The sequence below is a fragment of the Bacillus sp. ISL-78 genome, assembly GCF_018613455.1.
Lineage (GTDB): Bacteria > Bacillota > Bacilli > Bacillales > DSM-1321 > Peribacillus > Peribacillus frigoritolerans.
In genome coordinates, this window is record NZ_JAGGQC010000016.1 from 1 (window position 1) to 24,528 (window position 24,528).

Genomic DNA, 24,528 nt, shown 5'->3' on the forward strand with positions numbered 1-24,528 from the left:
CGTTCGTCCTGAGCCAGGATCAAACTCTCCGAAGAAATGTTTGACTTGCTCATTTGCTTTTTTGATAGTGTGTGCTCACTTAAAATTTAACGTTGGCGCTTTGTTTTGTTCAGTTTTCAAAGAGCAATGTCTTTCGGAACAGCTTATTTATAATAACATTTTCATTACTCGGAGTCAACAACTTTTTTAAAAACTTTTTAAAGTTTGTAATCTGTTTGCAACTCGTTCGTAACGACAGATATAAATATAACACCATTACGTTAACTGTGCAATACCTTTTATAAAGTTTTTTTGCGATAATGTTGTTTTTCTTTCAAACCCTAGAATTCAAACTAAATCAAAGATATGAAATTATAATAAAAAAACAAAAACCGAATCGGACTTACTAGGATCAGGAGTTGCCCCAATGATCCCAGCCATCCGAATTCGGCCATGCAATCAAAACTCATTTTATTATATTAGCGATGTCTCATTAAAGGGAATAACAGGACGTCACGTATGGAAGGAGAATTAGTCAATAGCATAACCAAACGGTCAACACCAATTCCCAGTCCTCCAGTAGGCGGCATTCCGTACTCTAACGCCTCCAAGAAATCTTCATCCATTTCATGAGCTTCATCATTACCTTGCTCTCGTTCTTTCAATTGAGCTTCAAAGCGTTGACGTTGATCAATCGGGTCATTAAGTTCAGTGAACGCATTTGCATGCTCCCTACCTACAATGAATAACTCAAAACGATCTGTGAAACGGGAATCTTCCGGATTTCTCTTTGCTAAAGGAGAGATTTCCACTGGATGTCCATAGATGAATGTAGGTTGAATTAACTTATCTTCCACCTTTTGTTCAAAGAATTCATTTACGATATGGCCAAACTCCATGGATTCCTTAATTTCAATCCCATTTTCTTTAGCAAGCTGCTGGGCTTCTTCTTTACTCATTTCAGTCCAGAAGTCCACACCGGTATATTCTTTTACAGCGTCAACCATGTGAAGTCGTTTCCATTCCGGTTTTAACTCTATCTCATACTCCCCATACTGGATGGTAGTCGTGCCCAGAACTTCCTGAGCAATATGGGCAATCAGATTTTCCGTTAAACTCATGATATCTTGGTAATCCGCATAAGCTTCGTATAATTCAATCAATGTGAATTCAGGGTTGTGCCTTGTGGATACCCCTTCATTTCTGAAAACCCGGCCAATTTCATAAACTTTCTCCAATCCGCCAACGATCAAGCGTTTTAGATGAAGTTCAATGGCAATCCTTAAATTCAAAGGCATATCCAAAGCATTATGGTGAGTAAGGAAAGGCCGTGCAGCTGCTCCACCAGCAACAGAGTGCAATAGCGGCGTCTCCACTTCAAGGTATCCATGATCATCCAAATACCTTCTCATGGCTTGTACAATGCGACTGCGCATGATCAACGTATTTTTGCTTTCTTCATTTGTAATTAAATCGACATATCGTTTCCGGTAACGCTCTTCAACATCCTTTAGGCCATGAAATTTATCAGGCAACGGGCGAAGCGCTTTAGCAAGGAAAACATATTCTTTAGCTTTAATGGAAAGTTCCCCGACTTTGGTTTTGAAAATAACGCCTGTTACTCCTACGATGTCGCCAAGATCCGTTTGATTGAAAATTTGGTAAGAATCTTCACCGATGTTATCCAAACGGACGTAGATTTGGATTTGACCGCTAATATCCTGGATATGGGCAAATCCCGCTTTCCCTTTTCCACGCTTCGTCATGACACGGCCAGCGATCGTAACTTCAATTTCTTTTTCTTCAAGTTCTTCCTTTTCTACTTCACCATAAGCACTGATTATTTCTTGAGTGTTATGCGTGCGCTCGAATCTGCTCCCAAAAGGGTCTTGTCCATTATCCATCATGGCCTGCATTTTATCGCGCCTTACCTGCAGTTGGTCATTCAATTCTTCATGACTCACGAAAATCATCTCCATCTTTATTAATAAATGCTTTATATAATTAATCAGAAATTCTTTTGCATACATATTTATTCTTACATAAAGTTAAGGATTTCAACAGCTTTTTATCATAAAACATTGTTTATGTACATATAAAAACTGCCAGGATTACTGGCAGTTTAAGATAAGCGTATTATAGGAAAATAGGAAGGTGATGTCAAACATCAGACCATTTGGAGGTTTTGTTCCTTTGCTTCAACTTCATCAACAAGTCCATAAAGAAGCGTAACAACATCTTCTCTTGTTTCACAATCATTAATTCCTTTGCGAGCCTTAGCGTTCCCTTTAACACCCTTTAAATACCAAGAAGCATGCTTACGCATTTCGCGAACGGCGACATTTTCATTTTTCAACGCAATCAGACGATCCATATGAAGCACGCAAACATCCATCTTTTCACGAACTGAAGGCTCATCCATCAGTTGACCGGTTTCAAGATATTTTACAGTCCGGTAAATCATCCACGGGTTACCTAGAGCTGCACGGCCGATCATGACTCCATCAACACCCGTTTCCTTCAGCATTCTTTCCGCATCCTGTGGAGTTTCCACATCACCATTACCGATTAGGGGAATATTAATCGATTTCTTCACTTCACGGATAATGTCCCAGTTAGCTTTTCCTTCATACATTTGAACACGTGTTCTGCCATGCATGGAAACAGCTTTACCACCTGCGCGTTCAACAGCCTGAGCATTTTGAATCGCAAAAACGTGTTCATCATCCCATCCTATGCGCATTTTTACAGTTACCGGCTTTTCAACAGCATCAACCACCGCTGAAACCATCTCATAAATTTTGTTCGGATCGAGAAGCCACTTCGCACCCGCATCACATTTAGTGATTTTAGGGACAGGGCAGCCCATGTTGATATCGATGATGTCAGCAGTTGTATTTTTATCTACAAATTGCGCAGCTTCGACCAAATTCTTCTTTTCACCGCCAAAGATTTGCAAACTTAACGGCTTTTCTCTTTCATCTATATAAAGCATATTCATCGTTCTAGCATTTTTAAGAACGATTCCCTTGTCACTGACCATCTCCGCACAAACAAGACCAGCACCAAATTCCTTGACGGTCAAGCGGAATGCCGAGTTACAGACTCCCGCCATCGGTGCCAGCACTACCTGGTTCTTCATTTCTATATCGCCTATTCTTAACACTTTGTGGCCCCCTATAACATTCTTTCATTTTTCCTCAGGTGGCTGAAGCTCCTCAATGGAAATATGAAGAATTTCCGCCACTTCCAGTAAAAATGCTTCTGAAGGGTTACGGTTCCCTCGTTCAACTTCTCCCAGCAAGGAAACGGATACACCTATTTCCCTCGCAAATCCTTCCTGGGTATAACCCTTTAACTTTCGAAAAGCGCGAATACGCCTTCCCCATTTTTCACCTTCCATAATCGAACTCCTTCTTTATCCGAAATCTGTTCAAGCAGGTCGCTCAAAGGTGCATGCATTTGCGGAAGTGATATATCTGGGTCCACTTCCATTAAAGGCACGATAACAAAAGCCCTCTCGTGCATACGAGGGTGCGGGACTGAAAGAGTCTCTGTCTCAATATTTTCATGATTATATAACAAAATGTCAAGGTCTAAAGTACGAGGACCCCACCTGATTTCCCTTTTTCTCCCTAAATCCTGTTCAATTTTCATACAAGCCTGAAGTAATTGTTCGGGTTCTAAATCGGTTCTCACTTTAAGGACAGCGTTTAAAAAACAGTCCTGGTCTTCATATCCTATCGGGTCCGTTTCATATAAAGAGGAGCATGACACCAATTTGATATGCGGGCTTTCAGACAATAATTGGAAAGCCTTTCGGAATGTTTCAAGGCGATCACCTAAGTTCGACCCTATTGAAAGGTAAGCAATATTTCTCACAATCAGCGTCCCCTTACAATCTCTATAGCAACCGAATCATAGTGACCTGCTATTGGAGGATCTGGTTTATAAACCTTGACGGTGCATGTCTCGATGGAAGAATATTTATTAAGCAGTTCAGAGGCGATTTTTTCAGCGACAGCTTCCACTAACTTAAAAGGCTCTCCCTCAACAACATTTTTACACACTTCATATAACTCGCCATAGTTGATTGAGTCTTCAAGGTTGTCACTCTTTCCCGCCTTGGCTAAATCAGTCTGGACGATTAAATCCACTTTAAATCGCTGACCAAGCTTCGTTTCTTCCGGAAAAACTCCATGATAACCGTAAAACTCCATTTTATTCACATATATCTTATCCATATCATTCACCTTTTCCTAATAGAGCATCCATCATCTTTGCAGTCCGTGCCATTTCCTTCACATCATGTACGCGAACCATTTGACAGCCTTGTTGAATGCCATGACAGATTGTGGCGGCCGTTCCTTCCATTCGCTCACCAGGCGGCAGGTCCAGAACATGTCCAATCATGGACTTTCTTGATGTGGCTAACAGAACTGGATAACCTAACGATACCAGCTTATCAAGATTCCTCATCATTTCTAAATTCAACTTTAAATCTTTCGCAAAGCCAATTCCTGGATCGAGTATGATGTTTTCATCCTTGACACCTGCATCCTTCACCAACATGATGCTTTCGAATAAATCTTGAAGTACATCCCGAACAAAATGTCCATATTCCATATTACCCCTGTTATGCATCAAGATGATCGGCACATTATATTCCGCAGCTACCTTCGACATCAAGGAATCGGCTTTACCTCCCCATATGTCATTTAATATATGGGCTCCTGCTTTTACCGCCGCTTCCGCCACTCTTGATTTATACGTATCGACCGATATTGGAACCTCAATATTACGGGTTATGGCCTCTATAATCGGGGCGACTCTCTCTATTTCCTCTTCCTCCGATATCCTCTCATAATTAGGTCGGGTGGACTCTCCGCCTACATCCAATATATCCGCTCCATCGTTGACCATCCGTTCGGCATGCTTCAAAGCAGCATCTATCCGATTATATTTCCCGCCATCCGAAAAGGAGTCCGGCGTAACATTCAAAATCCCCATAATTAAGGTTTTATTGCTGTAATCCAAATCAAATGAACCGCATTTTATTTTTGACGCTCCAGCTAATGACATCCAACGTTCTCCTTCACTTAAAGAAATCTATATATACGAGTTTACCCATTTACACAGGCATAGTGCAAGCTCCAGGAAGATTCGGAACACTTCTGCTGACATTACTGCAAAAAGAAAAGCAAAGCCCCTAAGGAACTTCGCTTCTCATTTTTAGCGTCTTGTCTTACTCAAAATTATATAATGGCGTACTTAAGTAGCGTTCACCATTACTTGGTATGATGGCAAGTACCTTTTTGCCTTTTCCCAGTTTGTCAGCCACTTTAATGGCAGCTGCGATTGCACCTCCAGAAGAAATTCCGCCAAGGATTCCTTCTTCTTTTGCTGCGCGGCGTGCATAATCAAAAGATTCCTCTGTATTGACTTGAATGATTTCGTCATAGAGATCTGTATTCAATATAGTTGGAATGAAGCCTGCCCCGATTCCTTGGATTTTATGAGGTCCTGGAGTCCCTCCCGATAATACTGGGGAATCCGCAGGTTCAACAGCGTAAATTTTAATGTCAGGGAATTTCTCACGCAGGACTTCACCGGCACCTGTAATGGTTCCGCCAGTACCGATTCCGGCAACGAATGCATCCAGGCCTTCATCTCCAAAGGCTTCAACGATTTCAGGACCTGTTGTGTTCCGATGTACTTCAGGGTTGGCTTCGTTTTCGAATTGCTGTGGAATGAAGTAACCTTTTTCTTTAGAAAGCTCAGTCGCCTTTGCGATTGCACCCTTCATTCCTTCAGGCCCAGGAGTAAGAACTAACTCTGCTCCATAAGCGCGAAGCAAGTTACGGCGTTCCAAGCTCATCGTCTCCGGCATAACCAGAATTGATTTATAGCCCTTTGCCGCAGCTACCATCGCCAGGCCTATTCCAGTATTTCCGCTTGTAGGTTCAATGATCGTATCACCTGGCTTAAGGGTACCATTTTTTTCTGCCGCTTCGATCATCGCAAGGGCGATACGGTCCTTTACACTGCTGCCTGGGTTAAAATACTCAAGTTTCAAATAAATATCTGCACTGTTTTCATTTTGAAGCTTGTTTAACTTAACAATAGGTGTTTGTCCAATTAAATCGATTACAGAATTAGCTATACGTGCCATTTTCTCCACTCCCTTATCATTTCAATACCGAGTATGTTTATTGGTTTTATAATTTTAAAGTTACCAGTTTTAATAGTTCATTGTCAATAATTATATACTATATTCTAAATTTTCTCACACAACCATTGACCTACTTTTCTTCCTTCAATCCATAAAACCATTCTACATCAAATTCGTCCCAGAAAATTTTCCCTGAGACCGGTGCCTGAATCTGTTCAAGAGCTATTTGGCGGTGAATCTTGTCTTTAACTTCTTCATATTCATATTGCTTACCCTCTATTCTTTCATGCAGGTAGAGAACGGCCCAGCCATCCTCCGTTTGGATTGCATCACTCCACTTTTTCACCTTCAATTTCTCGGCAGCGGTAATGTATTCCTTGGATACTTGCTCGTTATCCTGTGATATATAACCCATGTCGCCCCCTTGATTGGCAGTGAATTCATCAAGCGACTTTTCCATTGCCAAGACATCAAAGGAGACACCTTTCTCCAGTTCACGTATGACTTGGTCTGCCTGCTTTTTTGTAGAAGTGGTGATATGGGAAATATGGAAAGCAGTAGGGATTCTGTAGATATCCTTATTATTATCATAATGACTCCGCATTGCCGTTTCGGAAACCGAAACGTCCTTGGTGAGGAGCTTCTCGAGAAGGAGACTCGACTGAATTTCCTGCCTCAGCTGATCGTTACTTTTATTAAGGTTCTGACCGGTAGTCCCATACATCGTTTTCATCATTTTAAGTTCCCGATCAAGCTCTTCATCCGAAGTCTTCACTTTGTATTTTTCAGCTGCCTGTTTCACTACCTCTTTATCGACCATATCCTCAAGTACATCTTCCCCATATCTTTTTTCGAGCTCATTAATCCATGCTTCCCGGGAAATATCCTTGGATCCAACCTTTGCGGCCGTTTCTTCCCCAATGACGGATTTTGAAATGATTAGTGGTTTTATGACAAAGATAATGATAGTCAATAGGTTCAACAAGGCAAGGCCAGCAATAATCGCCCGAAGCTTTTGTTTTGGCAAACCCTTATCCCCCGTAAATTATTTTTTGGTTTCCGCTTCCAGTTCCTCGAGTTCTTCCTTCGAGAATTGGTAGGTCTGATTACAAAAATGACAATGCGCCTCCGCTTGTCCGTCTGTCTCAATGATATCCCGGATCTCGGCCTGCCCAAGGCTAATCAATGCAGTGGCAATTCTCTCCCTGGAACATTGACAGGAGAATTGGACATCCATTTTTTCTAGTATATTCACATTGCCCTCACCTAAAATTTCGGTTAGGATTTCTTCAGGAGTCATTCCACTTTGAATCATCTTGGAAACAGGAGTTATCGTGCTTAGTCGATTTTCAATTTTGGAAATCGTATCTTCGGATGTACCCGGCATCAACTGAATGATAAATCCACCCGCTGCAAGGATTGAATTATCCGGATTCACGAGAACCCCAACCCCAACAGATGATGGCACCTGTTCGGAAGTAACAAAGTAATAAGTGAAATCTTCACCTAACTCTCCCGATACAAGCGGTACTTGCCCCGAAAAGTAATCACGAAGACCAATGTCTTTGACAACAGTCAGCAACCCATCGGTACCCACCGCTCTCCTTACATCCAGCTTTCCCTGCTCATTCAAATCAAAGTGGGTTTGCGGGTGAGTGACATATCCGCGGACTTCTCCCTTTGCATTGCTGTCGACCAGGATGGAACCAATCGGTCCACCACCCTCGATTTTAATCGTCAGCTTTTCTTCACCTTTTAACATTCCGCCCATCATAACGCCTGCCGTCATAGCGCGTCCAAGGGCAGCAGATGCAGTAGGCCATGTATAATGGCGTCGCTGCGCTTCTCCTACGGTGTCTGTTGTTGAAACAGCATATGCCCGCACCTGGCCTTCATAGCCTAACGCTTTTATTAGATAATCCTTCATTTATTTTGCTCCTTTCAAGCTTTGTATTACTTCTTTACTTGCTCACGATTACGTTTATAAATCAGCTGCAGCCCCTTCAAGGTCAAAAATGGCTCCACAACGTCAATCACAGTGGACTCATTAGCAATTAAGGTAGCCAGTCCGCCTGTCGCTATTACCGTTGGTTCTAGATTACTTTGCGCCTTAATTCGATTGACGATTCCTTCTACCTGACCAACATATCCATACAAAATGCCAGACTGCATGGCGGAGACCGTATTTTTCCCAATAATCCCTTCCGGCCGGCTGATTTCTATTCTTGGAAGTTTGGCTGCTTTTGAATAAAGTGCTTCAGTAGAAATATTTATACCAGGAGCAATGGCTCCGCCCATGTATTGTTTATCCTCATTTATGTAGCAATATGTCGTTGCCGTGCCAAAATCCACGATGATGAGAGGGCTTCCATATTCCTGAATGCCTGCAACCGCATTAACGATTCGGTCGGCTCCCACCTCACGGGGATTTTCGTATTTAATATTCAATCCAGTTTTTATTCCAGGTCCAACTATTAGCGGTTTAATTCCAAAGTATTTTTTGCACATGCGTTCAAGCGCAAACATAATTGGCGGAACTACCGAAGAAATAATGATTCCATCAAATTGATCAAACGAAAGACCTTCATGTTGCAGCAAAGACTTTATGACCATTCCATACTCATCTTCTGTCTTGTGACGGTTAGTCTCTATTCGCCAATGATATTTTAAAATATCTTCATCGTATACGCCTAATACGGTATTCGTATTCCCAACATCCAATACAAAAATCATCGTTTCATCACTCCGGTAAATTATTCTCCAACATCATAACACACTGCTATATCACACGCTATTAGTCGCACTTTTCGAAAGGTACCCCAAAAACTTTATCACAAGAGTTAAGAAAAGGGTATTTCCGAGGCGGAAATACCCTTTTGAATTTAGTCAACTTAAGACTTTTTATTGTCATCTTCGTTCGGGAAGGAAAGCGGCTGATCTTGAGGTGCACCTTCTTTGATTGGAGGGGTATTCAGTCCTTCCTCCGTTATTTCAAGGTCCTCAGGTCCTCTTTTATCCAATGGATCTAATAGGGCCTCTTTTTCTTCCTTCTTCTTATTGATGTTCACCTTGACATTCTCATCAGTGGTTAAATTCCCATTCAGAGCCGTATAATCCCGATCTGGCAATTTACCATTATGGAACAATCCTTTGATTTGTTCCGCATCAAGTGTTTCCACTTCAAGCAGGGTTTTTGCAACCAAATCAAGTTTTTCACGATTTTCAGTAAGGATTTTCTTACATCTTTCGTAAGCTTCCTTGATGATACGTTGAATTTCAAGATCGATTTCATATGCTATTGCATCTGAATAGTTTTGATCATTGTTGAAATCGCGGCCTAGGAAGACCTGACCTTGAGAATTACCGAATTGAAGCGGTCCGAGCTTACTCATTCCATATTCCATAACCATGCTACGAGCTATGCCCGTTGCACGCTGGAAGTCGTTATGCGCACCGGTACTCACTTCTCCGAATGTAACTTCTTCGGCTACACGGCCACCCAATAGTCCTACGATTTTATCTTTTAGCTCAGGTTCCGTCATGAAGAAACGATCTTCTTTCGGCAGCATAACTGCATAACCGCCAGCTTGACCACGAGGGACAATCGTAACTTTATGAACGATTTCGGCATCATCCAGAACCAGCCCAATAATGGTATGTCCTGCTTCATGCCACGCTACGATATTTCTTTCCTTTTTGGAAATGACACGGTTTTTCTTGGCAGGTCCGGCGATAACGCGATCCGAAGCTTCATCCAAATCGGACATGTCGATCTTCTTCTTATCTTGACGGGCAGCAACAAGCGCCGCTTCATTAAGTAAGTTTTCAAGATCTGCACCAGAAAATCCTGGAGTACGCTGAGCGATCGCTTTCAAATCGACTGTTTCTGCCAATGGTTTATTGCGTGCATGCACTTTCAGCACTTCTTCACGGCCCTTAACATCAGGGCGGCCTACCGTTATTTGACGGTCAAAACGTCCCGGACGCAATAATGCCGGATCCAATACATCAGCACGGTTAGTCGCAGCGATGATTATGATTCCTTCATTACCACCGAAACCATCCATTTCCACCAGTAATTGGTTCAATGTCTGTTCGCGTTCATCGTGACCGCCACCAAGACCTGCGCCACGTTGACGACCGACTGCATCAATTTCATCGATGAAGATGATACATGGTGCATTCTTCTTAGCATTTTCAAACAAATCACGAACGCGGGATGCACCGACACCCACAAACATTTCAACAAAATCAGAACCACTGATTGAGAAGAAAGGAGTTCCGGCTTCACCAGCTACTGCTCGTGCAAGTAAAGTTTTACCTGTACCAGGAGGCCCAACTAAAAGTACCCCTTTAGGGATGCGGGCTCCAAGCTCGGCATATTTGCGAGGATCTTTCAAGAATTCAACGACCTCGACAAGTTCCTGCTTTTCTTCGTCCGCTCCGGCAACATCATTGAAGCGAACTTTTTTCTTATCATCATTATACAATTTCGCCTTACTTTTCCCGAAGTTCATGACGCGGCCACCACCGCCGCCCTGAGCTTGGTTAAGTAAAAAGAAGAAGAGGATAAAAATGATTACAAATGGAATGATGGAAGTGAAAAATGTCACCCAGCCACTTGTCTTTTCTGGAGGTTCCACAGTGATGATGTCCTTACCCAACTTGGTTACGGCATCATTTATCCGACTTTGCGAATATTCACTGAAAGGCACGTACGTCACAAAGAATTTGTTTTCCTCATAACCTTTGAGCTTTCCTGTGATTTCAAATACACTGCTTTCGGGCTGCATCGTCAGTGCAGTAACGTCCCCATTCTCCAAATGCTTATAGAATTCATCTTGGGTCATTTTCTCCGTTGGTTCATTGTTATTATTAAAAATGCTTACAATCCCAATGATGACCAAAAAGATCAGTAAATAAAATATGGTATTACGGAAGATCCGATTCATCCCTTACCTCCTCCCACGGGTAAACAAACTATAGTAAATACTATCATATAAAATTAATGAATTACAATAATTTAACACCGCTGTTTTTATCTGGTCTTCTCTTTCAAACAGGTACGATTAATTCGAGTAAATTTCAGGCTTCAATATGCCAATATACGGGAGATTGCGATACTTTTCCGCAAAATCAAGACCATATCCGACAACAAATGCATCTGGAACGATGAACCCGGCATAGTCCGGAGTGATATCCGCTTTCCTGCCTGTTGGTTTATCCAATAAGGTAACGATTTTAATTGATTTTGCTTTTCGATAACGGAAAAGTTCCGCAAGATAGCTAAGAGTCAAACCGCTGTCGATAATATCTTCGATAATTAAAATATCCCGGCCTTCAACCGATGTATCAAGATCCTTGATGATTTTCACTTCACCGGAAGATACAGTGGAGTTACCATAGCTCGAAACATCCATAAAGTCCATTTCAAGATGTGTATCAACGCGTTTCAGTAAATCTGACATAAATGGCATGGCGCCTTTCAGCACTCCGATGGCCAACGGGAACTTACCTTGGTAATCAGCTTCTAGCTGCGCACCCAATTCCCTTATTTTCAATTGAAGTTCTTCCTCTGATATTAAAACTTTTTCAATGTCGTTTTGCATGGTCATTGTAATTAATTGCCCCCCATGAAGAATTAAGCTTTTTTATATTCTAAGTAAATTAAAGATTTTTCATCAGAAATTATATCCGGCTCGACATTCGACTTCTTTAAACCGGGCAGCCAAATCGCCGTTCCCGTTTGATCGATGATGACCGGCCACACATTTCTTTCTAGCATCGGGATCTTTTCATTAATAAAAATATCCTTTAACTTTTTAGTTCCACCTAATCCCTTGACGGCCATCCGTTCGCCTTCATTCCTGGTTCGGGCTGTAAGCGGAAACTGAACAGCTGATTCGGGAAGAATAAAAGAATGATTTCCCCTAAGTACCGGAATTTCTTCTTTTATATAGTGCGCTTTAATCTTATATCCATTCGGAAGAATAGTCTCACCGGGAATTTGTAATTTTAGGGAATATTCACGGCTTTTTTGCCGAAAAAATCTAAACATGCAAGTTTGATATGATTTTTCCGCAATAAGGCCCTCCGGAAGATGCAATTCTGCAGATGGTTGAGGATTCAAAAACAAAACTAAAAGTTGGTCAATATGTAATGCCGAAAGCGATGAAGGTCTCTCCAAATAAAGATAGTTTAATATTAGTTGAATCGCCCTTCTTTGTAAAGGTTTAGGCATCGCGAGAACCTTATCAATCTGAATAACCGCTTGATCTTTATCCTGCTGGATCCAAACCTCGGACATTTTGCTTGAAACCAGGTTCAAAAAAAACTCTTCATCTTCATATAGCTCTTCACTGAATCGTTGAAAATGCTCATGAACCTTTCTATTTTCTTTCTTTAGAAAAGGAAGAACTTCATGCCTAAAACGATTTCTTGCATAGACGCCGGTTTCATTGCTCGGATCAAACCTTGGTTCAATATCATGAAGGCCCGCATATTCGATTATTTGGCTTTTCGTGATTTCAAGAAAAGGCCTGATCAGATTCCCTGTATGAAAACGTCTCTTTATAGGAATACCCGCTCTTGCCTTGCCTGTCGCCCCTCTTGTTAAACGCATGAGCATCGTTTCTATTTGATCATCTCCATGATGCCCCAGGACAAGCGTGGAGGCTTGATGCTTATCCATCACTTCCTCATAGAAAGCAAAACGCAGCTTTCTTGACGTTATTTGTGAACTTTCCCCCGTCTGCTCCATCCGGGCAGGAACATCGATCCTTTTTCCCTCAAATGTAATGCCCCACCGTTCACAAATGTGTTCGACATATTTATAATCCCCATAGGACTCTTCACCACGAAACATATGGTCAACACTTGCTACGATCATCTCGTAATGAAAAAGAGGTTGAATTTCCTTAAGGATATGGAGAAGCACCAGCGAGTCCGGTCCTCCGGAAACGCCTATTAGCAACTTCGAGTTTTCCTTAATCAATTCGTTTCTATAAATGGTGCTCAGAACTTTTTCCTTTAACATACAATCTTCCTTCTTTATGGACAGGCATTAGTTTTATACGATTCAATCATGAAATGGTTTCAACCATTTCATGGCATTCACCTAATAACTATATCATAACAACTGTTCATATATGTAAAGAACATAGAGCATCGATATGATGGCAACCAGCAAAAACGTTTCAAAAAAACCGCCGCTTTTCTTTTTTGATTGGTTTTGGAACCTTCTTGCTTGTCTTGTTGAAGGTTGCGCGGTTTGCTGCTGACCCGTCGCTGTCTGGTTCGGGCCCTTTTTCTTCGAATGATTTTGCTTACTTAGCACCTTTACCAGATCCTCCCGCATTTGGACGGCTGAATCATACTGCCCGAGGAGCGCCTTATCCAACATCTTCCTGTATGGATGCAATTCCTTTTTCTGCTTAATTAAGTCGTTAAGCTGTTTATACCCCTCCCCTTTCTTCTGGAAACGTCCGGGATAGGCAGAATTGATTACAATCATTGCCACAGCGAACAAGTCATATTGCGGATCGGCCTTTCTTGATCCAAGTCCCCAGTACCCCCTGTCAAAGAACTCAGTAAATTCTTTAACAGACCGCCCGATCAAGGTGGTTCCGCCAACATCCACACACCGTACCTTATAGGCTGGTGATGTCACGATCAAATTCTCTGGTTTCAAATCACCGAACACCCAGCCATTGGAATGCAAGGCAGACAAGCTTGTTAAAAGCTGAAGCATCAAGACTCCAATCCATGACGACCCTTTCTTATCAATGAAACGCAAAAAATCTTGTCCATGGATATATTCCATGACATAAAAAGGGAGCTGCTTTCCTGTTTTCATGAAATCATCCGCTTCCAAAAATGAAGGTCCAAGGGTAGACCCCTGGACCTTTGAAAAGGATTTTAGGATATTCATCTCCGAAATAATGGACGTCCCATTATCACTGAGCTTTAAAGCATAATGACGATTTCCTCTTTCAACCAAATAAACGATCCCGTTCGCTCCACACCCCAATTCCTTAATTATTTTGTACTGGTTTTTATTCCATTTTCCAGTGACTATACTGCCAGGAAGAAGTTTACATTGATTCCTCAAAGTATTGTTCATCATCATGTGATAACAATCCCCTCAATGAACGTTTTTTATTGAAATGAGTTAAAGCTTCACGAATGGCAGGACCTGTCGGAGTGAGTCCCCCTGTACTAAGCTTAGGAAAGGTTGCCGTCAAGGCTTCGAGGTTCGGGGTCCAATCCAGCAACTTTTCAACGTCATTTCTTTTCCCAGGAAATACGAATACGGAAAAACGGCTGTCACCCATCCTTGCATTCATACTAAGGGAAAGATCTAATAAGGAATCTTTCACTGTAGGCAGTTTATGTTTCATGCTTGCACTGGTATCAACAAGAATCAGTACTTCGAGCTTGCTTGTTTCCCCAAGCTCATCGACCACCTCCATCACTTCTCCCCGTTTATCCGGCGGAAGATCCTCCATCGTTTTTGAATCTCCGAGTATTTGTTGAAGCTCGCGATTGATAACTCCCTGTATCGTTTGAGTCATCGCCTTTTGTGTCACCATCTGGACGGTTTGGGACAACTGCTGCGAATAGACTACTTGACTTACGCCACCTCCTGAACCAGCAATCTTCTCGATTTCCTTAAGTCCCTTTTCATCTATCACATCATTTTCCATTACACCTATGACATTGATGGTTATGCCTTGTTCCCTTGCTAATTCAGCCATGGCAGACGGCTCCTCACCATGATTTGAACATCCGTCGGTTATAAGCAAAATCTGTCTTAATGTTCCTGCTTTCATGTTTTGCTCTCCCTTCCTATCAACTTGTTACCATAATTGACTAAAAAAGGGGAAATTATACGCAACAGACATTACACCAAGTCATATCATGGAGCGGAATGATTGAAAAGAGTTCATCACTTTACCTTTTATCCTTCTTCCATTTACACCACCTCATTTTGGGTTTTATTTATTTTATATATAAACGGCCCCTACTGGGCCTTTTTGCGTTTTGGGGAAACGGGAATGGATGCCCATTTCGGTGTGTTATGCTTAATTTTCGATGTCACCACTGTCATGTCATCATCTATGATGCCTTTTGTTCGGATGACCTCTTCCAATATTAAATCAGAGATTTCCTGCGGATCGTCAGTTTCCATTTCCTTGATTTTTCGTTTTAGCCAGAACTCGATATTTTCGACATGTGAGGGGCCATCGAACACTCCATCGCTCATCATGATTAATATATCCCCTGCCTTCAGCTCTTCTGATACTACATCAACATCAAAATCCTGGATGATCCCCATAGGGAGGTTACTTGATTCAATTTTTATTATCCTATCCCCCCTTTTAATGAAACTCGGTATCGAACAGATCTTTAAAAACTTAGCCCTTGCGTCCTGAAGATCAATCATTGCCAAATCAAGAGTCGAAAATATTTCATCGGTAGTGCGTAGAGATAATACGGAGTTTACGGATTTAATGGCTATTTTTTCTTCTATTCCCGATTGTAAAAATTTTTGTAGCAGCTTCAATGTTTCTGTACTTTCAAAATGGGCCCTTTCCCCATTTCCCATTCCATCACTAATGGCTATTGCGAATTTGCCGCAGCCAATTTCCATGGTCGTAAAACTATCTCCTGAAACAAGCCCTCCCCCCTTGGCAGCATGAGCCACACCCGTTTCGACCGTGAATTTTTTTGCTGACCTAAATATCACCTCACATTGCCCGCTTGGATACGTTGCACACTCTTCTGAATGAACGACTATCGTTTCCCCTAAAATGTCAGAAAGCATAGGTGCAATCAACTTTTCACATTCCCCTCTGCCCTGGCAGTATGGGACACTCATCTCTATATCAACATTTCCTTGTTCTAGACTGTATATTTCCACATGGCCTATGTGCAGGCCAAAATCCTGGATGGCTTCCAAAATGGATTCTTCATGTACATGATGATTCTTCCTTTCCCTTTGAATTTCTTTTGCAAAATCATCCATCACTGCCGAAACGCCCCGCAGTTGATCCGCCACTAGCTTCCGGCTTTCCTTCACCTGCCTTTTTAGTTTTTGGTTAGCTTCAAAATAAGTAAGCTCCTGTGATATCGCCCCAATCACCTGAGGCCCGCGACTGCAATATTTCCCCCATTCTTTCGAAGTTTTTTGGGGGAGCTGACCATTATTTTCACTTAATTGAAGCATAATTTCCTGCATGCCGTCATAGGTTGTATTAAAGTTCTTGGACCAGCATTGTTCCTTTTTAAAACAAAGCTGGCACGTTTTTTCCGTTACATTACTTAAGAAGTAGTCGAATTCTTTCTCATCTTCCTCCAATCTTCCCCTTTCATCCACTTGGGAAAAGCTATTAGAGAGCGCCTCAAATACATGTGAGAATTGCTCCACCCTTTGAGCGGTGACATCCCTCACTTTTCGGGCATACTGCTGCTGTTCATCAGAATTCTCGACTGTTCCCGGTATATGTTTCGCTATTTTGTTGATGATGGATGACGGTGTCAATATAAATAGGGCCACAGCTATAAGTGATTCATAAAGGGTCACCATAATATTATTGGTGCCCTCACCATATAAACCTATCAGTAATGTAGCAATCAAGAGGCCGCTAGCGACCCCTATCTTCCTTCCCTCCTTCAACAGTCCGCCCAGAAGCCCTGAAAATGCGAGAAGGCTCATTTGATATAGACTGGCAATACTTGCCAAGCTGAATATCAATCCAGTAACTACACCTACAGTGGAGCCTATGGCGGCCCCTCCCGCCAGCCCGAAGAGGAGGACCAAGTATCGCGAGAATATATGGTCGAGTGATAAATCGTATATCATCCAGCCGATGGTTCCGGTCATCACCGAAGCCAGTAAGATGATGATGCTGACAATTTCCTCCGTCTTTAATGATTGGGACTTTGTCCTAACGGTCAGCATCGGGATGGACTGTATGAAGATTAAAGTTAAAATCATCGCGAGTCCCGCCTCTACTCCTATCATCATCAAGTCGTACAGCTGAATCGTTCGGAATACCAGATATTGCTCGGCCAGGTTGACCAGGAATAGTGAAGCGAATACGTACATCGACATCGTCTTGAATTGTCCTTCCACGGCGGGCTTCTTGATCTTATGAAATAACAGGAGCAGGAACGCCGATGCAAAGATGACTAAACTATTCGAATAGTGAACGGTCAGCCCACCTGCAATCAATCCGAATAACGCCAGTGGAGCCCTATCACGTCTCATGAGAAAAACGGCTGCGAAAAACGGAAGTCCAAATGGTGCCAACTGCGAAAGAATTAAAGCCCTTCCTAATAAAAAACCGATGATTGCTAAAGAGATACCTTTTTTTATGAATATGTCTTCACTCTTCATTTGCAGTTGTTGGATCCAATTGATGGCCCCTGCCTTCGCTTCTTTTAACTGAACATCTCCAAGAGGTTCCATCATAGGTCTTTCCACTTTTTCCATTTCAACACCCCATTCGTATTAGTGATTTTTATTATAAAGAGGGCTTGTCTATTTTTTTGTCAGAATTTTATAAGCGGATAAGAAAAACGTTCGACGAAATTCTTCTTGAATAATCATTTGTATACAGGTTTTTGTGCCTTTTTTTTCAATACAGAAACGGGTGTTCTTTTTTTTTTGAAGAAAAGCAAAGTTTTTAGGTTATTTTTGCGGAAAATAACCCGAATAAATAATCAGGAAATGGAAACCGACAAACTTTAATATTTTTGTTGACATTTTTTCTTTACGAATGTAAGATATAACTTGTGCTTCAGTAGCACTTACCATTATGGCGGCGTAGCTCAGCTGGCTAGAGCGTACGGTTCATACCCGTGAGGTCGGGGGTTCGATCCCCTCTGCCGCTATCTTTCAACATGAAACTTACGGCCCGTTGGTCAAGCGGTTAAGACACCGCCCTTTCACGGCGGTAACACGGGTTCGAATCCCGTACGGGTCATCAAATATCAAAAGCGCCTCTGCACACTTTTATCAGTAAGTGAACAGAGGCGCTTTCTTTGTCGTACTATAATAAAAGAAGACAAGCCGGCAAGCTTGCCTTTATCTACACTATGAATAATTTCACAGGAAAAGTTGCTAAACTATTATTTTTCAGCAGCAGTTTTATCCGCGTCTTCCTCCTCGACCTCCCCGTTTCGTTTCGGTGCTACGTTTTAGGGTCGTTAAGCGGTCTTCGCTATCTTTTAAGAATTTAGCCATTTTTTGCTCAAAGTTTTCTTTCGGTTGGAAACCATTGCCTTTCGAGCGAAAGTCTTTGGAACGGCTGTCATTCCCTCTACCTTGGCGCGGACGTGGTGTGTATGCAGGTTTTTGTTCAACTTCAGGACGGTCTATCGCTTTTTTTATGGACAAGCCAATCTTGCCATCTTTAACGTTGATGACTTTCACCTCAACTGTATCGCCCACTTTTAAATGATCATTGATATCCTTGACATAGTTATCAGCCACTTCACTGATATGGACAAGACCGGTTGAACCTTGAGGTAGCTCTACAAATGCACCAAAATTAGTTATGCCTGTTACTTTACCTTGTAACTTGCTGCCTACTTCGATTGACATAAAAAAAATGTTCCTCCTTAGAAATGTTAAAAAAATCTCTTCACCCTATATTATAACGAAAGTAAAAAAACAGTGTCAATATTAGTCACTATCTTCCTTCCCTTTTGGAAGTGTAAAAATGATTTCACCTTTTTCAGACAAGAAATAATCCCGTCTTGCTATTTTTGCTATATAATCGTCGTCATTAAGCTTTACGATTTCTTCTTTAAGAAGGGTCTCGTCTTTTTTCAATTCAGCTAACTTTCCCTTCAATTCTTGCTTTTGCTGAACTTTCTCATCCAGTGCAACATTTTGCGTTATGAGGGTGGAAACGGCAAAAATCAAAAAGACAGCGGCGAAAACTGAGTAAAGAGTTAATCTACGCATTAGACCACGCTTCTTTTTTTCTACGGTTTGTACTTTTTTCTCTTGTTGAGCGACGTAGGGATTTTCCATTTTTGCCACTTTCCTTTTACGCAGGCTACTCATTTTTTATCGCTCCTCATTTCTTTTTATTTTTCCATCCATTTATCGTTCTAAATATAGAATTCTTTATTTTCAATAAAATCCCTTTTCCTTTATTATAAAACTTCCCGACGTTTTTCGTAACAAAAACCGGCAATAAATTCCATATATAAGTCAGAATCCATTTTAATGGTCTCCAGAATATATTCAAAATAAAGAGAAGTATTTTCCCCGCCCATTTTAATAAGGTCAAAACGAACTTACCTATCCCGATGATGATGGCTAATATGGATACTATTACCCATTTTATCGGTAGAAATATCATCATGTGAACCGAATTCGCTATAAATCTCGCCAACTTTATCACAAGTATTATCAAAAACTCCAAAAAACGTTGATATAATCCTTTGAAAAGTGCTTGATAAGCTGAAAAACCGCATAATAAGGCCAAAAATAAATAGAGGCGAAACTCTCCCTCATTCACTAAAAACAAAACATAAAAAATAAGGAGACCCTGAATGATCCAGAAAAGGAAGTCATGGATGAATACAATCCACCTTTTCCTTTCTGAACGATTCAGGAACCGGCTATACGTATCCAGGGCAGCTCCAAAGCCACTGCCCATGCCTATCATCGCAAGCAACGTATAAAATTGGATCGTTAAGGTCATTTGAACAACTTGCCAAAGAATCCTTTAGCTTTCTCCCCTGATTGCTCATCTAAATAAACAAGGTCGAAAATCTTTCCCTTAATGGAAACGATGCCTTTATCAACATCCAAATTCTTCATTTGCAAGTTTTGGCCCCGGATAGATAAGAATCCCATTGACGTTTCGAGCAGAAACTCTTCATTATCAAAACTTTCGACTTGTTTGACACCGGTAATATCAAGTAAACGGCGGCCTTTCATCGTTACATCATGCTCTTGGGTCGTTCCCTTTGTGTAACCAGCATTCGGATCAATATATTGGCTCATTTTATCATCCCTCACAGTACCACTGATTTTGTACAAGTGTATGTCTGTAAGAGTGGAATTAGAACCAAGCCTGTCCTTACTCCTCCGCTAGCTTTTCTTCCTTTACGATGGTATACATTTCTGCAGCCGCTTCTTTTTTAGTCGTTTCTTGAATTTTATCGACACGTACCGTAACAAGCTTTTGACCGAATCTGACTGTCAGCTCATCGCCATCTTTTACATTCGAACTTGCTTTGGCCTGTTGTCCGTTAATCGTGATTCTCCCTTTATCCGCAACCTCTTTCGCAAGTGTGCGGCGCTTGATCAACCTTGAAACCTTTAGGAATTTATCCAATCTCATCGACATTCAAATCTCTCCCTTAATTAAAGTCCTTTAGCTTTTGCTTCATCCCAATATGAATCCAATTCTTCCAATGTATAATCTTCAAACTTTTTGTCTGCCCTTTGAATACACTCTTCTATATATGTAAAACGCTGTTGGAATTTCTGGTTTGCTTTGTAGACGGCTTCTTCCGCTTGTATGTCATAATAACGTGAAATGTTGACAAGCGCAAAAAAGAGGTCGCCCAGCTCTGATTTTATTCTTTCAACATCCCTGTTCGGACTTACTATTTCCTCTTCCAATTCCTGCACTTCTTCCCTGACTTTCTTCCAGGCTTCGGAAACCTCATCCCAATCAAATCCAACCTTCGCAGCCCTTTTTTGATACTCTTCGGCCCGAAGTAAGTTAGGCAGCGATTTCTCAATACCATCCAGTATGGAATTCAGAGCTTTTGTTTCGCCCCCCTTTTCATCTTCTTTGATTTTCTGCCAGTTCACCAATACATCTTCTTCACCGTTCACTTCAACATCTCCGAATACGTGTGGGTGGCGCCGAATCATTTTTGCCGTAATGCCCTCAATCACATCATCTATCGTGAACATGCCCTCATCTTCACCGATCTGTGAATGAAGCATCACCTGAAGCAGGACATCCCCAAGTTCACCAACCATACCCTCATCGTCACCCTCATCGATGGAATCAATCAGCTCATATGCTTCTTCTATTAGATATTTCTTCAAGCTTTCATGAGTTTGTTTCTTATCCCACGGACATCCGTCAGGACCTCTAAGTTCTGCGATGACCCGCCGCAGCTTAGAAAACTCCCTATATCGTAAAGCTTCATCTTTAACGGGCGGAACATAAACACTCGTCAAGTTACTTAACTCCATCTGACGGTCGAGTTCGAATAGGGCGCACTTTGTCACTTTTTCCTGACTGCTGCCTGCCGCAGTTACGATATATACCTCGTAGTCATCCGGTAGCTTTTCCATCAAAGTCAGCTTCACATCGGATGCACTGAATGCGTCATACACCTGTCCGATTATCATATGCTGGGTAATGTGTAAATCATCCGGTGAAAGATCCGTTCCATCCAATAGCTGAAATCCTTCAATTGGATCGATCCTAACAGCCTGAAATAATGGGTCAAGGAAACTTTGCCCGCCCTCGAGCTTAATGGCTATTCCAAGAGCCGGACCCTTTTCAAGCAAAAGCTGTACCGTTTTTTCCGCAACCATGGGATGCCCCGGAACTGCGTATAAAACGGAACGGTTTGAAGCCTCGTGTAATAATGTTTCGGCAATTTCCTTCATATACAGCTTCAAATTGGTCGTGCTTTTCATATATCCCGTCAAAAGCCGTGAAATTCATTCCTTCCCTTTTCAAATCCCCGATTACCGGATGATCAGCCGTTCTGACGTAGCATTGTTCCATTTGTACCAATTTTTTATAAATCCCTAGTGGAAGCTGCTCTAAATCCCCAGCACCAAGGCCTATTATCGTAATCTCATTCATGATTTCGTATACTCCTATTCGTTATTATAAATCGTTTAAGCTTTGAACCTGCAGGTATAAGTGAAAGTTCCTCTTCACCAAATAAGCCTGCACGAATGGCGGTCATCACAAACACGGCTGCACCGATCCCTACTCCGATCAAAGCTTGGACTGTAGCTAACAACCGGCTATCGCCTGAGGACATCCATTCGAATAAACAATTGAATAAAACAACCGCCGCACCCATGTAAACCGTACTCTTCAGGATTATTAGCACATGCCGCTTTTCTATTAATGTTTTTTTGATATGTACTCTCAATACCACATAAAATAATACCGTCATGATCAAATATGCAAGTACTGTTGCCGAGGCTGCTCCCGCGATTTTGTAATGTGGCACCAGAACAAGGTTCAAAGCCCACTTGCTGCCCACCCCCACAATCGTGATGATCACCGGCACGAATGAATGACCTAAACTTTGAATCACTGCCGCTTCCGCCATTATGAGGGATGTGAATAAAATCGATAAAGAGAAAATTGCTAAAGTAATCGTCCCTTTAACATCAGTGAACAGCATATGATTGACAGGCTTCATCGTCACCACCAGCCCGATCGCAACAGCGGCCCCGATCGTCGCACTTACACGAAGCGACAATTTGATCTTATTCAATAATTCAAGTTGACTTTTACTCTGAACGAATCCGGATATGACAGGTACTAGCGCCAATGCAAAAGAATTAGCGACGACTGTACCTAGCTGAAGCAACGGCTGTCCTCGATCATATACCCCTTTCCATTCTTTGGCTTCCCTTTCCCCCATCCCCGTTTCCCTTAACAGCGAATACAAGTGCAGTGAATCGACAAACTGAAACAAGATAAGGATCAAACCAGTAATGCAAAAGGCCAACCCTTGGAGAACCAGGACTTTGGAAATTTTGATGAAATTCACCGGTTTGATTCTCATTCGTAAAAAAAGCTTCCATTCTTCTCTTAAAATAACGAAGGCAATAAGCAGTACCAGGCCAATTATGCCGCCGGTTACCGAACCGAGGACCGCCCCTTTGCCGACAACATAAGGAGAGTAGCCAAGATGCACGAATATGGTGGAAAGGACCAGTATCGTCAATACACGGATGCATTGTTCAGCAACCTGCGAACTTGCCGTCGGTAACATGTCGTTTATTCCTTGAAAATAGCCTCTTAATACAGAAGAAATCGGCATTAATAAATAGGAATAGGCAACGATTCTCAGCAGACCGGCTAAATGCGGATCCTTCATCCATCCTGCAATCCAATCGGCGCCAAAGAATAGTGCAGCAAACATCATGACACTTATCGAACTTAAGACGATGAATGATGTCACCAATATGTCCCTGACCGCAAAGTTATTTTTGGAAGACTCCCGTTCTGCAATAAGTTTGGATATGACTACCGGAAAGCCGATTGTCGATAATGTAAAAGCAACACCGTAGAAGGGATAAACCTGTTGATAGATATAAAACCCGATGTCACCCGCAATGTTCTGATATGGTATGCGATAGGCCGCGCTCAAAACTTTCACGATAATCGCTGCAGCGCTCAAAATCAGCGCACCTCGAAAAAGTTCATTTGATGTTTTATAAGGCTTTTCAGCCATATTTTTTCCTCTTTTCACTCATATGTGGTAGTTATTATAGCATAATTCTAATGGGTATTTTTCAATTCCAGCAATACTGTAAATCATTTTCCATATTCACCTTGAAAAATATCTTCCCCCTCTTTATGTCCGCCCCATCCGGTTAACCTTTTAGAAAGAGCAAAAAGGACAGCGCGAATGCTGCCCTTTCCATCTTTTAAGATATAAATGCATGTCCAAGGTTACTGTTCCATTTGTCTAGCTAGGAAGCTTGCTGCTGTTTCAACCGATTTCTGTTCCACTTCACCAATGGTGCTGTCTTTAGAGAAAATCAAGACGGCACCAATGGGGTCGCCACTCGCAATGATTGGAGCTGCCGTATAAGATTGGACCTCTTCATCATTGGAATCAACGAATGAGACTTGTCCGTTCGGGGACTCCAAAACAGGATTTCTTTCTTCCATTATCTTTTCCACTAGGTCACTAACACTTTTGTTTAAGTATTCTTTTTTGGAGCCGCCTGCCACCGCAATGTAAGTATCCCTGTCACAAATCATAACTGGGTTTCCAAGGCTATCATATAGTGCTTCTGCATATTCCCTTGCAAAATCGCCTAATTCACTAATTGGAGAGTATTTCTTTAGGATGACTTCACCATCTCTATCCACAAATATTTCCAGTGGATCTCCTTCACGAATACGGAGTGTCCTGCGAATTTCCTTCGGGATGACGACTCTTCCTAAATCATCAATTCGGCGAACGATACCAGTTGCTTTCATCTAATGTTGCCTCACTTTCATCTAATTGATTTGATAAATCCTCATTTTGTAGCAAAATCATCACCAGCTATTGTACTTAGTATTTTTCTAATGGTAAGTTCTATGCACTTTGAAAAAATTTTTCTTTTTGTTGCATCT

Annotated in this window: 23 protein-coding genes, 2 tRNA genes and 1 pseudogene; 2 read left to right on the forward strand and 24 right to left on the reverse strand. The window is 41.8% G+C overall.

Annotation, left to right across the window (positions count from 1 at the left end):
* Positions 1–458: 458 nt before the first annotated feature.
* From lysS to spoIIE, 16 genes are all read right to left on the reverse strand, one after another.
* A complete protein-coding gene (lysS, locus tag J7I96_RS16550) occupies positions 459–1,958 on the reverse strand; it encodes a lysine--tRNA ligase (RefSeq protein WP_214774336.1) in 1,500 nt (499 codons plus the stop codon).
* 188 nt (positions 1,959–2,146) lie between these two features.
* A complete protein-coding gene (gene dusB, locus J7I96_RS16555) occupies positions 2,147–3,145 on the reverse strand; it encodes a tRNA dihydrouridine synthase DusB (RefSeq protein WP_214774337.1) in 999 nt (332 codons plus the stop codon).
* 24 nt (positions 3,146–3,169) lie between these two features.
* Positions 3,170–3,382: a helix-turn-helix domain-containing protein gene (locus tag J7I96_RS16560; RefSeq protein WP_095394493.1), complete on the reverse strand. Its 213-nt coding sequence runs from the start codon at positions 3,380–3,382 to the stop codon at positions 3,170–3,172.
* Positions 3,334–3,861, reverse strand: a complete 528-nt coding sequence (folK, locus tag J7I96_RS16565) for a 2-amino-4-hydroxy-6-hydroxymethyldihydropteridine diphosphokinase (protein ID WP_214774338.1) — start codon at positions 3,859–3,861, stop codon at positions 3,334–3,336. Before folK ends, J7I96_RS16560 begins: the two co-directional genes overlap by 49 nt.
* Positions 3,862–3,863: 2 nt before the next feature.
* Positions 3,864–4,223, reverse strand: coding sequence for a dihydroneopterin aldolase (folB, locus tag J7I96_RS16570; protein ID WP_034316287.1), 360 nt, complete (start codon positions 4,221–4,223; stop codon positions 3,864–3,866).
* 1 nt (position 4,224) lies between these two features.
* Positions 4,225–5,061 carry a dihydropteroate synthase gene (gene folP / locus J7I96_RS16575; protein WP_214774339.1) on the reverse strand — a complete coding sequence of 279 codons (837 nt, stop codon included), beginning with the start codon at positions 5,059–5,061 and terminating at the stop codon, positions 4,225–4,227.
* Between the two features lie 163 nt (positions 5,062–5,224).
* A complete protein-coding gene (cysK, locus tag J7I96_RS16580) occupies positions 5,225–6,151 on the reverse strand; it encodes a cysteine synthase A (RefSeq protein WP_034316291.1) in 927 nt (308 codons plus the stop codon).
* 130 nt (positions 6,152–6,281) lie between these two features.
* On the reverse strand, positions 6,282–7,178 hold the full coding sequence (locus tag J7I96_RS16585) for a peptidyl-prolyl cis-trans isomerase (RefSeq protein ID WP_214774340.1): 897 nt from the start codon (positions 7,176–7,178) through the stop codon (positions 6,282–6,284).
* A gap of 18 nt (positions 7,179–7,196) precedes the next feature.
* Positions 7,197–8,078 carry an Hsp33 family molecular chaperone HslO gene (hslO, locus tag J7I96_RS16590; protein ID WP_214774341.1) on the reverse strand — a complete coding sequence of 294 codons (882 nt, stop codon included), beginning with the start codon at positions 8,076–8,078 and terminating at the stop codon, positions 7,197–7,199.
* Positions 8,079–8,104: 26 nt separating this feature from the next.
* Positions 8,105–8,884 carry a type III pantothenate kinase gene (locus J7I96_RS16595; protein ID WP_214774343.1) on the reverse strand — a complete coding sequence of 260 codons (780 nt, stop codon included), beginning with the start codon at positions 8,882–8,884 and terminating at the stop codon, positions 8,105–8,107.
* A 158-nt stretch (positions 8,885–9,042) separates the two neighbouring features.
* A complete protein-coding gene (gene ftsH / locus J7I96_RS16600; protein WP_082854481.1) occupies positions 9,043–11,103 on the reverse strand; it encodes an ATP-dependent zinc metalloprotease FtsH in 2,061 nt (686 codons plus the stop codon).
* A 117-nt stretch (positions 11,104–11,220) separates the two neighbouring features.
* The gene (hpt, locus tag J7I96_RS16605; RefSeq protein ID WP_214774391.1) at positions 11,221–11,760 is read right to left on the reverse strand and encodes a hypoxanthine phosphoribosyltransferase; all 540 of its coding nucleotides are present in this window, start codon (positions 11,758–11,760) and stop codon (positions 11,221–11,223) included.
* 32 nt (positions 11,761–11,792) lie between these two features.
* Positions 11,793–13,187 (reverse strand): tRNA lysidine(34) synthetase TilS, encoded by a 1,395-nt coding sequence (gene tilS, locus J7I96_RS16610; RefSeq protein WP_214774344.1) that lies wholly within the window; start codon positions 13,185–13,187, stop codon positions 11,793–11,795.
* Between the two features lie 93 nt (positions 13,188–13,280).
* Entirely contained in the window at positions 13,281–14,276 is a 996-nt protein-coding gene (locus J7I96_RS16615) for a protein kinase domain-containing protein (RefSeq protein WP_214774393.1), read from the reverse strand.
* A complete protein-coding gene (locus J7I96_RS16620; RefSeq protein ID WP_034316300.1) occupies positions 14,245–14,982 on the reverse strand; it encodes a VWA domain-containing protein in 738 nt (245 codons plus the stop codon). The genes J7I96_RS16615 and J7I96_RS16620 overlap by 32 nt, the downstream gene beginning before the upstream one ends.
* Positions 14,983–15,173: 191 nt before the next feature.
* On the reverse strand, positions 15,174–17,648 hold the full coding sequence (gene spoIIE, locus J7I96_RS16625) for a stage II sporulation protein E (RefSeq protein WP_034316302.1): 2,475 nt from the start codon (positions 17,646–17,648) through the stop codon (positions 15,174–15,176).
* A gap of 327 nt (positions 17,649–17,975) precedes the next feature.
* On the opposite strand from spoIIE, the gene J7I96_RS16630 reads away from it, so the two are divergent.
* Both J7I96_RS16630 and J7I96_RS16635 read left to right on the forward strand, forming a co-directional pair.
* Positions 17,976–18,049: transfer RNA gene (locus tag J7I96_RS16630), tRNA-Met, on the forward strand.
* A 20-nt stretch (positions 18,050–18,069) separates the two neighbouring features.
* Positions 18,070–18,141: transfer RNA gene (locus J7I96_RS16635), tRNA-Glu, on the forward strand.
* 164 nt (positions 18,142–18,305) lie between these two features.
* Here the strand turns inward: J7I96_RS16635 and J7I96_RS16640 are convergent.
* From J7I96_RS16640 to spoVT, 8 genes and pseudogenes are all read right to left on the reverse strand, one after another.
* The gene (locus J7I96_RS16640; protein ID WP_034316303.1) at positions 18,306–18,761 is read right to left on the reverse strand and encodes a S1 domain-containing RNA-binding protein; all 456 of its coding nucleotides are present in this window, start codon (positions 18,759–18,761) and stop codon (positions 18,306–18,308) included.
* Between the two features lie 81 nt (positions 18,762–18,842).
* A complete protein-coding gene (locus tag J7I96_RS16645; RefSeq protein ID WP_214774345.1) occupies positions 18,843–19,229 on the reverse strand; it encodes an FtsB family cell division protein in 387 nt (128 codons plus the stop codon).
* A 13-nt stretch (positions 19,230–19,242) separates the two neighbouring features.
* Complete coding sequence (yabQ, locus tag J7I96_RS16650) at positions 19,243–19,875, reverse strand: spore cortex biosynthesis protein YabQ (RefSeq protein WP_214774346.1); 633 nt, start codon at positions 19,873–19,875, stop codon at positions 19,243–19,245.
* On the reverse strand, positions 19,872–20,180 hold the full coding sequence (gene yabP / locus J7I96_RS16655) for a sporulation protein YabP (protein WP_034316308.1): 309 nt from the start codon (positions 20,178–20,180) through the stop codon (positions 19,872–19,874). The genes yabQ and yabP overlap by 4 nt, the downstream gene beginning before the upstream one ends.
* Positions 20,181–20,256: 76 nt before the next feature.
* Positions 20,257–20,520, reverse strand: coding sequence for an RNA-binding S4 domain-containing protein (locus tag J7I96_RS16660; protein ID WP_057915395.1), 264 nt, complete (start codon positions 20,518–20,520; stop codon positions 20,257–20,259).
* Between the two features lie 23 nt (positions 20,521–20,543).
* A pseudogene (yabN, locus tag J7I96_RS16665) lies at positions 20,544–22,017 on the reverse strand (bifunctional methyltransferase/pyrophosphohydrolase YabN).
* Positions 22,010–23,632 carry a putative polysaccharide biosynthesis protein gene (locus tag J7I96_RS16670; protein ID WP_214926299.1) on the reverse strand — a complete coding sequence of 541 codons (1,623 nt, stop codon included), beginning with the start codon at positions 23,630–23,632 and terminating at the stop codon, positions 22,010–22,012. Before J7I96_RS16670 ends, yabN begins: the two are co-directional and overlap by 8 nt.
* 221 nt (positions 23,633–23,853) lie before the next feature.
* A complete protein-coding gene (gene spoVT / locus J7I96_RS16675; protein ID WP_034316314.1) occupies positions 23,854–24,390 on the reverse strand; it encodes a stage V sporulation protein T in 537 nt (178 codons plus the stop codon).
* Positions 24,391–24,528 lie beyond the last annotated feature (138 nt).